14 protein-coding genes and 1 other annotated feature are annotated in these 14,123 nt (G+C 41.9%); of the genes, 6 read left to right on the forward strand and 8 right to left on the reverse strand.

Translation table 11 applies throughout. The features are described 5' to 3' along the window. Positions 1–176: 176 nt before the first annotated feature. Positions 177–412, reverse strand: a binding site (T-box leader). Between the two features lie 50 nt (positions 413–462). From MUB24_RS09320 to MUB24_RS09340, 5 genes are all read right to left on the reverse strand, one after another. Next, complete coding sequence (locus MUB24_RS09320) at positions 463–1,347, reverse strand: agmatinase family protein (RefSeq protein ID WP_244703352.1); 885 nt, start codon at positions 1,345–1,347, stop codon at positions 463–465. Continuing rightward, complete coding sequence (locus tag MUB24_RS09325) at positions 1,347–2,723, reverse strand: APC family permease (RefSeq protein ID WP_244703353.1); 1,377 nt, start codon at positions 2,721–2,723, stop codon at positions 1,347–1,349. Before MUB24_RS09325 ends, MUB24_RS09320 begins: the two co-directional genes overlap by 1 nt. Positions 2,724–3,039: 316 nt before the next feature. Then, the gene (locus MUB24_RS09330) at positions 3,040–3,390 is read right to left on the reverse strand and encodes a DUF2200 domain-containing protein (RefSeq protein ID WP_244703354.1); all 351 of its coding nucleotides are present in this window, start codon (positions 3,388–3,390) and stop codon (positions 3,040–3,042) included. 505 nt (positions 3,391–3,895) lie between these two features. Beyond that, complete coding sequence (locus MUB24_RS09335) at positions 3,896–5,059, reverse strand: ABC transporter permease (RefSeq protein WP_244703355.1); 1,164 nt, start codon at positions 5,057–5,059, stop codon at positions 3,896–3,898. Next, a complete protein-coding gene (locus tag MUB24_RS09340; protein ID WP_244703356.1) occupies positions 5,052–5,798 on the reverse strand; it encodes an ATP-binding cassette domain-containing protein in 747 nt (248 codons plus the stop codon). Before MUB24_RS09340 ends, MUB24_RS09335 begins: the two co-directional genes overlap by 8 nt. A 176-nt stretch (positions 5,799–5,974) precedes the next feature. On the opposite strand from MUB24_RS09340, the gene MUB24_RS09345 reads away from it, so the two are divergent. The 5 genes from MUB24_RS09345 to MUB24_RS09365 all read left to right on the forward strand — a co-directional run bounded on the left by MUB24_RS09345 (position 5,975) and on the right by MUB24_RS09365 (position 9,215). Next, positions 5,975–6,673 (forward strand): LytR/AlgR family response regulator transcription factor, encoded by a 699-nt coding sequence (locus MUB24_RS09345; RefSeq protein WP_244703430.1) that lies wholly within the window; start codon positions 5,975–5,977, stop codon positions 6,671–6,673. 66 nt (positions 6,674–6,739) lie between these two features. Continuing rightward, positions 6,740–7,600, forward strand: a complete 861-nt coding sequence (locus MUB24_RS09350) for a sensor histidine kinase (protein ID WP_244703358.1) — start codon at positions 6,740–6,742, stop codon at positions 7,598–7,600. Between the two features lie 4 nt (positions 7,601–7,604). Continuing rightward, complete coding sequence (locus MUB24_RS09355; protein WP_244703360.1) at positions 7,605–8,372, forward strand: threonine/serine exporter family protein; 768 nt, start codon at positions 7,605–7,607, stop codon at positions 8,370–8,372. An 18-nt stretch (positions 8,373–8,390) separates the two neighbouring features. After that, positions 8,391–8,708: a hypothetical protein gene (locus MUB24_RS09360; RefSeq protein WP_244703362.1), complete on the forward strand. Its 318-nt coding sequence runs from the start codon at positions 8,391–8,393 to the stop codon at positions 8,706–8,708. Between the two features lie 51 nt (positions 8,709–8,759). Then, a complete protein-coding gene (locus tag MUB24_RS09365) occupies positions 8,760–9,215 on the forward strand; it encodes a threonine/serine exporter family protein (RefSeq protein ID WP_244703364.1) in 456 nt (151 codons plus the stop codon). Positions 9,216–9,314: 99 nt separating this feature from the next. Here the strand turns inward: MUB24_RS09365 and nadA are convergent, their stop codons facing one another. Genes nadA through nadB form a run of 3 tightly spaced genes read right to left on the reverse strand, consistent with a single transcriptional unit; the run spans position 9,315 to position 12,818 of the window. Further along, a complete protein-coding gene (gene nadA / locus MUB24_RS09370; protein ID WP_244703366.1) occupies positions 9,315–10,415 on the reverse strand; it encodes a quinolinate synthase NadA in 1,101 nt (366 codons plus the stop codon). A 20-nt stretch (positions 10,416–10,435) separates the two neighbouring features. Beyond that, positions 10,436–11,269: a carboxylating nicotinate-nucleotide diphosphorylase gene (nadC, locus tag MUB24_RS09375; RefSeq protein WP_244703368.1), complete on the reverse strand. Its 834-nt coding sequence runs from the start codon at positions 11,267–11,269 to the stop codon at positions 10,436–10,438. Beyond that, positions 11,238–12,818, reverse strand: a complete 1,581-nt coding sequence (gene nadB, locus MUB24_RS09380; RefSeq protein WP_244703370.1) for an L-aspartate oxidase — start codon at positions 12,816–12,818, stop codon at positions 11,238–11,240. The genes nadC and nadB overlap by 32 nt, the downstream gene beginning before the upstream one ends. A gap of 131 nt (positions 12,819–12,949) precedes the next feature. On the opposite strand from nadB, the gene MUB24_RS09385 reads away from it, so the two are divergent. Continuing rightward, positions 12,950–14,071, forward strand: coding sequence for an IscS subfamily cysteine desulfurase (locus MUB24_RS09385; RefSeq protein WP_244703432.1), 1,122 nt, complete (start codon positions 12,950–12,952; stop codon positions 14,069–14,071). The last annotated feature ends 52 nt before the right edge of the window (positions 14,072–14,123 follow it).

A 14,123-nucleotide genomic window follows, 5' to 3' on the forward strand; every position in this document is an offset into this window, starting at 1 on the left:
GGTCAAATAACCCTGAACCTATCAAGGGAAAAATCGCCCTTTCTAGGTTCAGGAACATTTGCCTGTCGCAGGCCCGCAGGACGCGGGTCAGGACGGCGTGGCGATTGTTGTCGCGCCCTTAGCCGTTCTGCCATTTTCAAGCGTCCTCCGCTTTTCTAGACAAAAAGGCCCCTCATCCAAAGGACGAAGGACCGTGGTACCACCTTTATTAGCTGAAAAAACAGCTCACTTTTTAACATTCATCATGTTTTTCCCTTGTAACGACGGGGTTTTCGCCAAAGCCTACTTTCCTATATGGAGTTCGGTTTGGAAGCTCGGAAGTCCATTCACATGCGTTCAACACACTGGTTTGCACCTACCACCAGCTCTCTTTTGTGGTCCGCAAGCTACTACTCTTCATCATCGCTAGAATTTTGATTGGATTGTTATTGATTTTATTTGAAAATTTACCATATGTCAATATTATTTTTTGCTCAACCTGCTTACTGCACATTCAAACATAATTTTAGCCGCTATCGATGTCGTGATCTCTCGCACATCATACAATGGATTAACCTCTGCAATATCAAATACATCTACTTTGTCATAAAGTTCTTCCAGCATAGAAAAAGCTTGTACGACTGTTAACCCGCCCGGCTCATTCGCTCCTGTTCCGGGAGCAAAGCCCGGCTCCAATACATCCATATCAAACGTGAGATAAATATGATCCACCTCTTTTAGTTTATCATTTAAAATCTTTGAGATGATTTCTTTAGGGTCACTGGAATGGACTTCCCTTGCGGTATACTGAACCACACCTGCTTCATTAAGATAGTCAGCATACCATGGATAATTAAAGCTGCGCACACCAATTTGTACAACATGTTCAGGACTGATTCTTTCAAGTTCAATCGCTCTTCTCATCTGGCTGCTTTGGGAATACCTTCCCTGTACAGGTGAATCATCGACCAAATCCAGATGTGCATCAAATTGAATAATTCCTATCTTACCTTCCGTGTTATCATGTAATGCCTCTATAATAGGATAAGAAATCGAATGATCTCCTCCCAAAACAAAAGGAAATACATCATTCTTCAACATTTCAGTTGCTTTCTTTTTTGCATTGTCAAATGTTTTCTCTGTACTATAAGCAACTATATCAATATCCCCATAATCTATAATACTGTTCTCACGCAATGTATACAGCTTTCTTTTATCTACATCATAGACTTGATTATTTTCAATCCGGTTTTCGAACCATTTGTAAGCATCTCTAATCCCTTGAGGAGCAAATCTCGCACCTGGTCTACCAAGCGATGCTCCACCATCCCAAGGAAATCCTAATATCCCAAAAGTCTCTTTTTCCATTATTCGACAACTCCTTTAAATGCTATGTTATTTCTGCTATAACTGATATAAATAACGATACCGCTGATCAACCAAGCCAAGAACAAGAGATACTCAATTCCGTGTAATGAAATCGGCGTCCCGGGAATAATCATCAGCAAAGTTAAAATACTGGAAAAAAATGTGGCGATATAACTCATGATGATCCCGCCGGGAGGGCGATAGGGTCTATGTAAGTTCGGCTTTTTCTTATATAGCTGAACACTGCTCAAAGACATGAAGAACCAGGCAATAAGAAATGAAATCCCGCCCATCACGATAAAGGGTGATAAAATCCCTTGTCCGAGAAATATACCAAAAATAGTAATTACCAGCATAAATAGTAATGCATTCTTCGGTGTTTTATTGTGCTGATCAAGTTTAGACAGTGCCTTTGGCAGAAAACCCGCTTCTGAAAATGACTGAATTAAACGACTGCCAGCAAATAAAAAGCCATTAAACGTAGTGATGACACCAAGCAATACGCCAAAAACAATAATGATCGTTAAAAACTTAGAACCTGTTGCTGCTTCAAATGCTGAAATCAGTGGTAGCTCTCCCAAATTCACAAGTTCCTCTGCAGGCATGATAAAACTGGAAGCCAACACGATAACCGAATATAGCAAACTACCAGCAATAATAGTACCTACAATCGCCTTACCCAGATTTGCTCTATTTATATTAGAGCCAACTTCATTTTGAGCTTTAGGAATCGTGTCAAAACCATTCATAAAAAATAAGATGGAAGCAATTGCTGTTGCCACACCGCTTATTGTTCCCGATTCAGATGTTATTGGAGACATGTTTTCACTCGACCCTGCCATAAACCCGCCAATGATAAACACAAAGAATGTTGCAATCATCATCCAAGTTGCAACGTTTTGAAATTTACTTGATTGCTTTACACCTTTGTAATTTAAGTACACGATGATCGTAACCATGATTAAACTCACAATTAAATGAGGAAGATAGATGACCGAACCAAATAACGAGTACAGAGGAATAGCGTTCATCGATGGAAATAAATACGAAGTAAGCGCAGCGACCGACACTGCCACCCAGGGTAAAATAATTAAATACCCCAATATTAAAAACCACCCGCAAACAAAAGCAGAGAGCTTGCCGACAGCTAAATATGTATACGCATATTCTCCACCTGAAACCTTTAAGCTGGACGTGAGTTCACCGTAGACAAAGCCAATTGGAATAATCATCAACATCGTCACTAATATGGCGATGATTGCTCCGATACTGCCTGCGGCCGACATCCATGCAGGTATGGATATCACCCACCCTATCCCGATCATACTTCCAAACGCAAGGGCAAAAAAATCTTTGCCCGACATTCCATCCTTCATTAAACCACCTCTAAGTTATAATTATACCTAATTATAAATAAATATTCAGATGAAGACAATCATAAAATGAAACTTCAATCAGTGCAAGGTGCTCGATCTTTTTGGGAGCAGAAAAAATGAGTACAATCAGTGGAGAAGTTAAGGAGTGTTATGATTTTTCGTTACAACCAAACCGATTAATAATTTGGACAACTTAAACCTGTATGGCAAAAAAGACTAGATACGATTAGTTCCAGTCTTTTGAATGATTAATGCCTATTGCCGCACTATAATCTTTTTACTATTCCACTTTTTCAGCCGTGCAGGGTCCTATATATTATTTCCGCAAAATCTTCTCCATCGCTTTTCCCTTTGCCAGCTCATCAATCAGCTTATCCAAATAACGAATTTCCCGCATGGTCGGTTCTTCAATGTCTTCCACCCGGACACCGCAAATCACGCCTTTGATTAAATCCCGTGAAGGATTCAGCCGAGGAGCTTCCGCAAAGAAGGTCTCAAAGTCCGTTTCTTTTTCCAGTTGCGTTTCTAGATCTTCCTGACTATATCCTGTCAACCAGCGGATGATTTCATCCACTTCCGCCTTTGTACGTCCTTTTTTCTCAGCCTTCGCAACATAATGAGGATAGACACTTGCGAAACTCATTGCATAGATTCGATGTTTGGCCATAATATACCTCCGTTTATATGGTTTTCATTATTTTATCACAAAAATAGGTCAGCTCGTAGCACATAACGGATGGACATTTCTATTTTCTAAAGGAATGGATGGACCCTAATGTTGGAATGATCATTCCTCATTACCTCCATGTAATCGTTCTTCTCCTTTTCTAGGAACAAAAGCGCAGGCGCCTTGGAATAGGGAAGAACGGCTAAAGACGCGACGTCCTGTCGCAACGCCGTCCTGACCCGCATCCTGCGGCCCCCCGACAAGCAAATGTTCCTGAGCCTAGGAAGGGCGATCTATCCCTTCATAGGCTCAGGGTTATTGATTGGAAGAACGGCTAAAGACGCGACGTCCTGTCGCGACGCCGATGGACTCGCATCCTACGAGTCTCTCGGGGCTAGGCGCTGGAGCTGGATGCCAAAGGACGAGGAACCGTGGTCCCATCTTTATTAAGCTGAAAATTGTGATTGTTTTTGATTCTATTTAAAATTGCTCAAAATGGCAATCTTTATTTTCCTAACATTAACCGATGATTATGGAACATTTTACTCGCCACTGGAAATAAAATCGCGATACAGACAAGATAGCTACCGATCGCAATCGCAAGGCCACTCCCTGAAAGCTGCCCGTTAAAAGCATCTTGGACAAATAAAAACAAATTCATAACTGGCGCAGCATATAAAGCGAGATGATGAGAATCTCCTAAAAAGAACATAAACATGATCGGTAGGACCATCACCCCAATGATAGGCGTAATATAATAGCCTGCCTCTTTCACAGAATTGGCTAACATACTTAAAATCATTTCTAGTTCCGCTATAAAAATGGCAAACATCGAGATTAAGACAACTCCCATGAAGATAAAGAGAAGTGGATGTTCGATCGCCACCATTCCCTTTTTCAATTCCGTTGTGAAATTCATTAGCCCACTAAGCAAACCAATACATAATACTCCGGTAAAAATCCCAAGTAGAGAAATGGTCATCCATTTGGCTAATAATATTTTAACCGGCTTCACAGGAGTAATAAGTAAAGCTTCAATCGTTTTCTTCTCTTTTTCCCCTGCAAACAGCTCTGTAGCTGAAGGGTAAGAACCATTGGCGATGGCGATCGGAATCAATAATGGGATCAACATAGCGAGCATAAAGGAGGCCATTGCATCATCTTCATTTTTGGTTGTTTGCGGTTCAACTTGAAAGACATCCAATACATTTGGGTCGATCTCACTTTTCACCATCCGCTCTTGAACCACTTCATTCTGCCAATTCGCAAAGACTGCTTGAATCAAACTCCATGCCCCGGATGATTCTTGATTACCCGGATCAAAATAAACGCGTACAGATACTGGAGTTTGCTTTGCAAGACCTTCCTCCCAATCTCCATTCATTTCAATCCCAGCCTGAACCTTCCCATCATTCATCGCTTTCTGAACATCGGCATATTTTTCAATTGTCACATTAGGCAAAGATGTCTGCAGTTTTTCAATCAATTGGTCCTCCGCATTCTCTTCAACAGCCAGCGTAAACTCTGTGTCATCACTAGCGGTTAAAAGTTTATCATAAAAAAAAGTCAGAGCCGCCATCAAAAAAAATGGTAGCAAAATTAATAACGTGATACTTCTTTTATCCCGTAAGACATCTTTCATCTCTTTTAAAAAAATCGTCTTAAACATAAAGATCCCCCCTTACAATCTTGGAAGTAAATAGATAATTGAGATCCCGACTATTTTCTTTTTCATACAATTCTTCCAAGCTGCCCTCATAAACAATTTGCCCTTTATGCATCATGATCAAGTCATCGCATAGTTGAGAAATTTCATCCATAATATGGGTAGAGAAAATAATCGTTTTCCCTTCCCCTTTATATTGGTAAATAAATTCTCGAAAAATATTGGAAGACGTAATATCCAATCCCGTTGTCGGCTCATCAAATAAGACAATATCCGGGTCATGAATCAATGTCCGAGCGATTGCTACTTTTTGCTTCATTCCTTTTGAAAAACCTTCCACTTTTCGATCTAAGAATTTCCTCATCCCAAACCGTTTTGCTAACATGTCAATCCGGTTTTTTATATCATGAGCAGACATGCCATACAGACTACCAAAATATTCAAGATTCTCACGGGCTGTTAATCGATTATAAAGCCCCGTTTCCGATCCGAACAACACCCCAAGCCGACGCCGTACCTTTTCTTTATTTGTATAAATATTCTCTCCATCCACGATAATCGTTCCTTCATCCGGCTCAATTAACGTGCATAACATCCTTAACAGTGTTGTCTTACCTGCCCCATTTTCACCAATCAGCCCAACCACATTTCCTTCTTTTATACGAAGCGAAACATAATCAACCGCTTTAACCAACTGCTTTTTATCTTTAAATTGCTTAGAAACTTGGTCGATGACAATCATTTCATTTTCCCCCTCATTTCTTATTACCTATATTGTAAGGGGTAAAAGCATTCTAGTCTGCTATCTTGTCGCAAAGAGGAACTTACTTGTCGCGAAAAGGACTTATTGCAGAATGGAATGCTCTCTGTCATCAAATAGATTATAATGGAGAGAGATTTTCCAAAGGGGTTTTTGCGATGAAAGTGGGGATTGTCGATGATCGCCAAATGGATTTAGATAAATTGACATTTATTCTACAAGAAGAAGCGGATGTGGAACTCGTATTTGCGACAACTGATTCCGAGGTAGCGTACCAGGAAATCCAGAAAAAAAAGATTGAGTTATTAATAGCAGATATTGAAATGCCTGGTATTTCAGGTTATGAACTAGCGGACTTTATCCAAACACATGGTCTTTTGATTTCCGTCATTTTTGTGACCGCCAAAAGTGGTTATGCGGTTCATGCCTTTGAATTAAATGTTCATGATTATATTTTAAAACCATACACAAAAGAGCGACTGCAACAAGCCCTGGCTCGTTTTCGCGAAAAGCAACATGCCGGCAATCTAACGGGTCGGCTTGTCCTCAGGCAAAAAGGGCATATTGCAATGGTTCCGAAGAAGGATATTATTTTTGCCGAACGCACCGGGAGATCGACAACGATTTACACGGTTGATGAGGAACATATGACCTATTTATCAATGAATGAGTTGGAAGCTAGCCTCAGGGAAAATAACTTTATTCGTTCTCATCGTTCCTTTCTCATCAATCTCCACTTTGTGAAAAGTTTTTCGGTCTATACAAAAAAATCATACAGCGTTACGTTTGATGGTACGAAAAAAATAGCGATGTTAACAAAAGATAAAATGGATTATTTGCAGAAGTATTATTTTTGAGGTGAAAAGATGGGCAGAATTCTCCTATTCATTCCATGGCTCTTAGCTCTTTGTTGGATGCTGCTAATGAAACACTATATTTTGGCATTGCTTATCTTAGTGGTTGCGATGTATCAACTATTTTTCACGAAAGAGGATGAACTCCCCGGTTCATGGAAAGGAATAACAATAATCCTGCAACTTTGCTGGTTTGTGGCAAGTTACTGGACAGATAGCCCCTTGCTTCTTATAGGGATGATAATGCAAACTGTCGCCCTGCATATCTATCAAATTTCCTTCCAAGCTGAGCAACGAAAGACAAGGAAAATGGAGAAAAACTATGAGCAACAAACAACGCTTCTAAATGAGTTAAGAAGACAGCGGCATGATTTAGAAAAACACCTATCCGCTATTTTGCATGCAGATACAAACCGACATGAAACGGATAGCTACAAGCAGGAGATCTCTTCACGTTTTACAGAACTAGATAAAGTTTTGCATAGTGAATCCAATGTGGTGGCAGGCTGTTTGCATGCCTATTACATGCAAGCAAAGGAAAAAGACGTTTTATTAGACTATCAACTTCATCAGGCACTCTCTGGATTGCCTTTATCTGAATATGAATTAATCTCCATGATCGGAAATATTTTAGAAAATGCCATTGATGCAGCCGCAGACCTACCCAATGGAAAAGTATTATTTACCTGCCGAAAACAGAGCGGAATTTTCATCATCATTTGTCAAAACCACACCCTTCCATTGGATGATCGGATTCTTAATCGAATGTATACATCCAAAGCAGAATCAAGCAAAGCTGGAAATCATGAAGGTGTTGGCACTCAAGAGATTAAGCAAATCGTGAAAAGACGTCAGGGAACCCTTGATTTCTCACTAATCAAGGACCAATTCACTTTAAAAATTAAATTGCCTGATGTTCGAAAGGATTAGAAAAATGGATGTAAAGGTTTTGAAACCAGCAGAAGAAAAAAGACTGGTAGATGCCTGCCTTTTAGCCGGAAAAATTTTAATGCAATCTGGTGCGGAAACCTACCGAGTCGAAGATACAATGATGCGAATGGCCGCGGCTTGCGGCTTCTCCGAAAGCCAGAGCTTTGTGACGCCCACTGGAATTATTTTTTCATTAGAAGGTTCTGATTCCTCACAATTCGTTCGCATTAGTCAGCGCGGAACCGACCTTGAAAAAATTGCCCGCGTTAATCATATTTCCAGGAAGATGGCAGAAAAAGAACTAGGGTATCAAGAAGCCTTTCAATCCCTTAAAAAATTGGAAAGAGAAAATCTCTCTTTTCCGATTTGGGTCCAAATTTTTGCCGCGACCATTTCAACAGGGAGCTTTTTAATTATGTTCAAGGGTGTCTGGGCAGACTATATACCCGCCATGCTTGTTGGCGGATTAGGTTTTTCTGCTATGCTCCTTATTCATAATCAAACAAAGGTGAAATTCTTTGCTGAATTTACAGCAGCATTTGTCATTGCTTTACTTTCGCTTTTATTTGTCAGGTTCGGCATTGGGCAGCAACTGGACCTTATCGTCATTGCCTCTGTTATGCCCCTTGTCCCCGGATTGCTGATTACCAATGCGATCCGGGATTTAATGGCTGGACACTTTGTCGCCGGATTATCCAAGGGAGCGGAAGCCTTACTAACAGCCTTTGCAATCGGAGCAGGTGTCGCCGTTGTTTATTCCTTATGGCTGTGAAGGGGATGAAATTCTTGCATGATCGCGGGGGTGCGGAAGTTTTTATTGGGGATTGCTGAACTTCGAGAGGGGATTGCTGAACTTTGGAGGAGGATTGCTGAACTTCCCAGCAGAATTGCTGAACCTCGGGAGGGGATTGCTGAACTTTCCAGCGGAATTGCTGAACCTCGGGAGGGGATTGCTGAACCTCGGAAGGGGATTGCTGAACTTTCCAGCGGAATTGCCGAACCTCGGGAGGGAATTGCTGAACCTCGGAAGGGGATTGCTGAACTTTCCAGCGGAATTGCTGAACTTTTGAGGAAGATTGCTGAACTTCGAATCCAATTGCCGACGTAAGTCCCGGATTCCTTTACAAATATCCTAAAAACATAGTTGAGGAGGCACATTATGACCTATTATCTCGCCCACATCGTCCTCAGTCTGATTTCATCGATTGGCTTTGGGATTATTTTTAACGCTCCCCGGAAAGCTTTGCCCCATTGTGGGCTCGTTGGGATGGGGGGCTGGATGATGTATCTTTGGATGACTGATTCAGGAATTGACATTGTCCAGGCCGCTTTTTGTGGTGCCTTTGTAGTCGGTTTGATCGGACATATATTAGCTAAATATTATAAAACCCCGATTATTACATTCATCGTTGCCGGCATCATCCCGCTCGTGCCAGGGGGTACAGCCTATGATGCCATGCGCCATGTGGTAGGCAATGACTACGCCCAGGCTATTCCACTTGCTACCAAGGCATTCGTTGTCGCTAGTGCCATTGCCATGGGACTCGTATTTGCGGAAGTGCTTGTGCAATTTTTCTTAAAAATGGGCAAGAAACGGAAGTTAAGAAATAGCTAATCTGACTTCCCTTCTTTTTATTTTGGGCATTCTTAAGCGACAAAACTTTTCAGGAGGAAAAGGGCGGTCATTTAAACGATCCGCCCCTATTTTAATTATCTATGACAACTCCAACATTCTCTCCAACGCCAGCGTGGCGAACGCGGATGTCTTTTCATCGACTCGAATGATATTTCGCTCTTCTCCTTGCTCAATCGAATCCAAACACCAGGCAAGATGTGGTAAATCAATCCGGTTCATCGTGAGACATGGACACATATGTGGATTCAGGGAGATGATCTGCTTATCTGGATGCTGTCTGATAATCCGTTTGACAAGATTCATTTCTGTACCGATCGCCCATGAAGAACCTGGTTCCGCCTTTTCAATCGCTTGGATTATAAAATTCGTTGAACCCGCTAGATCGGCAAGCTCCACCACTTCCCGGCTACACTCTGGGTGGACAATAATCTTCATTTCTGGATACTCTTGGCGCACCTGGTTCACATTCGCCACGGTGAAATTCTCATGCACCGAGCAATGCCCTTTCCATAGAATCACCTTTACCGTCTCAATCGGTCCCTCAAAGACTAATTCATTCTTGATCGGATCCCAAATCGCCATTTCATCCAAACGAACGCCCAAGTTATAAGCGGTATTCCGCCCCAAGTGCTGGTCAGGCAAAAAGAGGATTCGTTCTTTTTGTCCGAACGCCCACTGAACCATGTTTTCGGCATTAGACGAGGTGACCGTCGCTCCACCGTTTGCCCCAACAAATGCCTTAATGGCGGCTGTCGAATTGACATATGTCAAAGGAAGGATCGTATCCCCAAACAGTTCCTGCAGCTTCTCCCATGCCCGTTCTGTTTGATGGATATCGGCCATATCCGCCATGGAACAACCTGCCCGCATATCCGGCAAAAAGACCTTCTGCTGCTCGGTTGTTAAAATATCAGCCGTTTCCGCCATAAAGTGGACACCACAAAATACAATATATTCCGCTTCACGATTATCCTGTGATAATTGTGCGAGCTTTAGCGAATCCCCGGTCGCATCCGCAAACTGAAACACTTCATCCTTTTGGTAATGGTGGCAGGGGATAAACAGTTTCTCCCCCAATTTTCCTTTCACTTTCCGTACCCGCTCTTCCAATTCCATCGTGGACATTTCTCGATACTTTTCAGGAAGTGCATTTTTTTGCAAGCTTTGTAGTAGACTCATCCTTCATCCAGCTCCTCTTTTTATTCCAATGTCACTTTCGCACTAATATCCAATGCCGAAACAGAATGGGTGAGAAATCCTAATGAAATATAATCAACCCCGGTCTCTCCGTAAGAGGCTAAATCTGTAAGCGTAATTCCTCCAGATGCTTCAGTCACAATATTTTCCGGCACTTCTTCCAACCATGCTTTGATTTCCTCGGGGGTCCGATTATCGAACATAATCACATCGGCTTTCGCTTCAATCGCTTCCCTCATCTGTGCTTTTGTCTCAACTTCAACTTCCACTTTTACCATATGACCCACATTTCTCCTTGCCGCTCCCACTGCCTTCGTAATCGAACCGGCAAACGCAATATGATTATCTTTTAACATCACCGCATCATATAAACCGATTCGATGATTGACTCCGCCTCCACACCGAACCGCATATTTCTCTAACATCCTTAAACCTGGTGTCGTCTTTCTTGTATCACAAATTTTAGTATGATCACTATTTAACAAAGATACGGCTTCCCTTGTTTTCGTCGCAATTCCACTCATTCGTTGGATTAAGTTCAAAATTACTCTTTCGCCCTGTAAAAGATCGGCGACCGTCCCACTAATTACAGCTAACGATTGCCCTTTTTCCACCCATTCACCATCCTGGATCTTCATCTCAATTTCAAGCCTTTCCACAAGCAAGGAAAATCCCGTGCGAATGACCTCTTCCCCGCAAAAAACACCATCTGCCTTTGCGATCAATGCAAGCCTTCCCATTTGATCACCATTAAAAATACTACTGGAGACATCTCGTTCTCCTATATCTTCGATAAAAAATTGTTCAAGTAATTGTCGCAACTTTAATTTGTTCATCCACTTTCCCCTTTTCCTTCTTTCGGCAATGAATAATTTGTTTCTGTTGCCATCCGTGATTTTTTTCACATGGAAAATCCTGACGATAATGGCCCCCGCGGCTTTCTCTCCTTTGCAAGGCAGCCTTAGCGATCAATGAGGCTGTGATCAGCATAAACATACGGGTGAGGGTATCCTTTTGCATATGGTCCAAATTTCCATCCCCCACCTGTTCTCCTCCAAATCGCTCTAACCAATTTATTAAGCTCATTAATCCAGCTCGTGTCCGAACAATCCCAGCATGATCCATCATCGCTTTCTTTAATTCTTGAAGATCCGGTAAATCCTTAATGGAACGATTTTCTGATGGTTCCCTCCATACAGGAAGCTTGTGGCTTTTTGAAAAAGATTGTGTGTTCAACCATCTGGCTAGGTTCTCTCCCATAAACAAGCCTTCCAATAATGAATTGCTGGCCAAACGATTGGCTCCATGAATCCCCGTACAGGCGACCTCTCCTAAAGCATACAAACTTTGAATACTGCTTCTCCCGACAAGATCTGTTTGAATACCTCCCATTAAAAAGTGACTTCCCGGAACAACAGGGATTCTTTTCTCTTTTAAATCAATCCCGTTTTTCCTACAAAGGTCTGAAATCGTTGGAAAACGGCTTGAAAAATCTTTTACTGGAGAGATATCGAGATAAATTTGCTCTCCATGCGAAAGATATTCATAGATGGTTTGCGAAACAATATGTCTTGGTGCTAGGTCAGCTAAAGGATGTACGTCTTTCATAATCGCTTTCCCGTCCTCTGTTATCAAGCGACCTCCTTCTCCCCGAACTGCTTCAGATACAAGGCCACAGGTTTTTCCACCTGCATAAAGAAGTGTAGGATGAAATTGTATAAATTCCATATCCGCAATTTCAGCACCAGCAAGATACGCAAGCGCAATGCCATCCCCTGTTACAGTTTCGGCATTCGATGTGTAACGATATAGCTGTCCACAGCCTCCCGTTGCAAGAACGACATGATGGGCTAAAAAATAGTCTATTTGATTGTCTTCATTCTTCGCTTTTACTCCAATGCACGTATTGTTCTCTACTAAAATCTCATAAACAAAACTATTTTCAATGACTTCTACATTTTTTGGTCGCTGAGAAATCAGGAAATCCATTATCGTTTTTCCTGTCGCATCGCCTCCACCATGGACAATCCTATTCTCACTATGGGCTCCTTCCATTCCGAGAAGAAGTTTCCCCTGTGCATCTTTATCAAATGGGCATCCTTGCTGCACTAAAGTTTTGATTACGGAAGGAGCTGTAGCAGTTAACTTTCTTACGGCATCAGGATTATTATGGTATCTACCTGCTGCAAGCGTATCGTGAAAATGTTTTTCCGAATCATCTTGCTCACCTAAAGCAGCGGCAATCCCACCCTGAGCTAGATAAGAATTGGATTCCTTCATATGCGACTTTGTGATAATCATCACATTGATATCAGAACGAAGTTTGCGGGCTAATTGAAATGCCGCTACACCACTTCCTATAATCAATACATCCGTCTGCCTCATAATTCCCTCCTTTATTCAAAACGACTTTGTCAAATGAATAGACACAAATATTTAACATATGTCTTGACACCTATATTTACACATAATTAAACTGATGACAAGAGTTTTTTTGGAAAAAGGGGGAAATCACGATCAAATATTTTGATTATGCAGCTACCAGTCCTCTAGATAAGGAAGCTGCTCAACTATACATGCAAACAGCTACCGAATTCTTTGGAAATACAAGTAGTCTTCACGATATAGGCAGTCAAGCGAATCAACTAGTAGAAACATGTCGGACAGAATTTGCGCAAATGCTTGGTGTCCAAGAAGAAGGAGTTTATTTTACAAGTGGTGGATCAGAAGGAAACTTTTTAGCGATTCAAGCCTTGCTTTCATCTCCCTTAAAAAAAGGAAAACATATCCTCACAAGTGTGGCTGAGCATAGTTCGGTTCATAGTACCCTTGAAAAATGTAAGCAAAATGGATACGAAGTGATGGCCCTGGCCTACGATCAGGAAGGACATATTGATCTCGAGAGATTGGAAAAGGAAATTTGCGCTGAGACGGTCTTGATTACCATCCAGCATGGGAACTCTGAAATCGGCACCATCCAACCGATCGAGGAAATAAGCAAGCTTTGCCGTAAACATAACATTTTATTGCATAGTGATTGTGTGCAAACATTTGGTAAAGTGGACATTCAAGGGCTAGCTCAAAGCGTTGATAGCCTTACGATTTCAGGTCATAAATTTTATGGCCCAAAGGGAAGCGGGGTTGTGTATCTAAATCCCCGTCTGCATTGGCATCCCTTTTTTCCAAACACAACACATGAAAAAGGATTCCGGCCTGGCACCGTGAATGTACCTGCGATCGCCGCGATGACCTTGTCTGCACAAAAATCCATACGAGCACTCGAAGCACAACAGCATCATTTAATGAAACTTCGTGATACCTTTTTACACTCAATCCGAGACAATAGCCAACTAACGATCTATCCTTCCGATCTACCCTCAATCATCGGACTAAGGTTAAAGGGAGTCGAAGGACAGCTTGTGATGCTGGAATGCAATCGTAAGGGATATGCTATTTCAACGGGAAGTGCCTGCCAAATAGGCAGTCAGGCTCCTGCCAAAACGATGACGGCATTAGGCGTAACGGGCAAGGCAGCAAAAGAATTTATTCGTATCTCATTTGGAAAAAGTACGCAGGAAGAAGAGGTGCAGGCATTAGGGGAAACACTAATCAACATCTTATCAGAGCATGAAGGATGAAGAGGGGCTTCTCGAGAAGGAAATAGAGGAAAAACAAAACAGCTTGACCCTC

The sequence above is a fragment of the Lederbergia sp. NSJ-179 genome (assembly GCF_022867885.1).
GTDB lineage: Bacteria > Bacillota > Bacilli > Bacillales > Bacillaceae_C > Lederbergia.

Excerpts from the sequence above, each read along its gene's own strand:
- nadC (WP_244703368.1), bottom strand. The coding sequence starts at position 11,269 with ATGAACAAATTAAAGTTGCGACAATTACTTGAACAATTTTTTATCGAA.
- MUB24_RS09320 (WP_244703352.1), bottom strand. The coding sequence starts at position 1,347 with ATGGAAAAAGAGACTTTTGGGATATTAGGATTTCCTTGGGATGGTGGA.
- MUB24_RS09335 (WP_244703355.1), bottom strand. The coding sequence starts at position 5,059 with ATGTTTAAGACGATTTTTTTAAAAGAGATGAAAGATGTCTTACGGGAT.
- nadA (WP_244703366.1), bottom strand. The coding sequence starts at position 10,415 with ATGAGTCTACTACAAAGCTTGCAAAAAAATGCACTTCCTGAAAAGTAT.
- MUB24_RS09345 (WP_244703430.1), top strand. The coding sequence starts at position 5,975 with ATGAAAGTGGGGATTGTCGATGATCGCCAAATGGATTTAGATAAATTG.
- MUB24_RS09355 (WP_244703360.1), top strand. The coding sequence starts at position 7,605 with ATGGATGTAAAGGTTTTGAAACCAGCAGAAGAAAAAAGACTGGTAGAT.
- nadB (WP_244703370.1), bottom strand. The coding sequence starts at position 12,818 with ATGAGGCAGACGGATGTATTGATTATAGGAAGTGGTGTAGCGGCATTT.
- MUB24_RS09330 (WP_244703354.1), bottom strand. The coding sequence starts at position 3,390 with ATGGCCAAACATCGAATCTATGCAATGAGTTTCGCAAGTGTCTATCCT.
- MUB24_RS09360 (WP_244703362.1), top strand. The coding sequence starts at position 8,391 with ATGATCGCGGGGGTGCGGAAGTTTTTATTGGGGATTGCTGAACTTCGA.
- MUB24_RS09340 (WP_244703356.1), bottom strand. The coding sequence starts at position 5,798 with ATGATTGTCATCGACCAAGTTTCTAAGCAATTTAAAGATAAAAAGCAG.
- MUB24_RS09350 (WP_244703358.1), top strand. The coding sequence starts at position 6,740 with ATGAAACACTATATTTTGGCATTGCTTATCTTAGTGGTTGCGATGTAT.
- MUB24_RS09365 (WP_244703364.1), top strand. The coding sequence starts at position 8,760 with ATGACCTATTATCTCGCCCACATCGTCCTCAGTCTGATTTCATCGATT.
- MUB24_RS09325 (WP_244703353.1), bottom strand. The coding sequence starts at position 2,723 with ATGAAGGATGGAATGTCGGGCAAAGATTTTTTTGCCCTTGCGTTTGGA.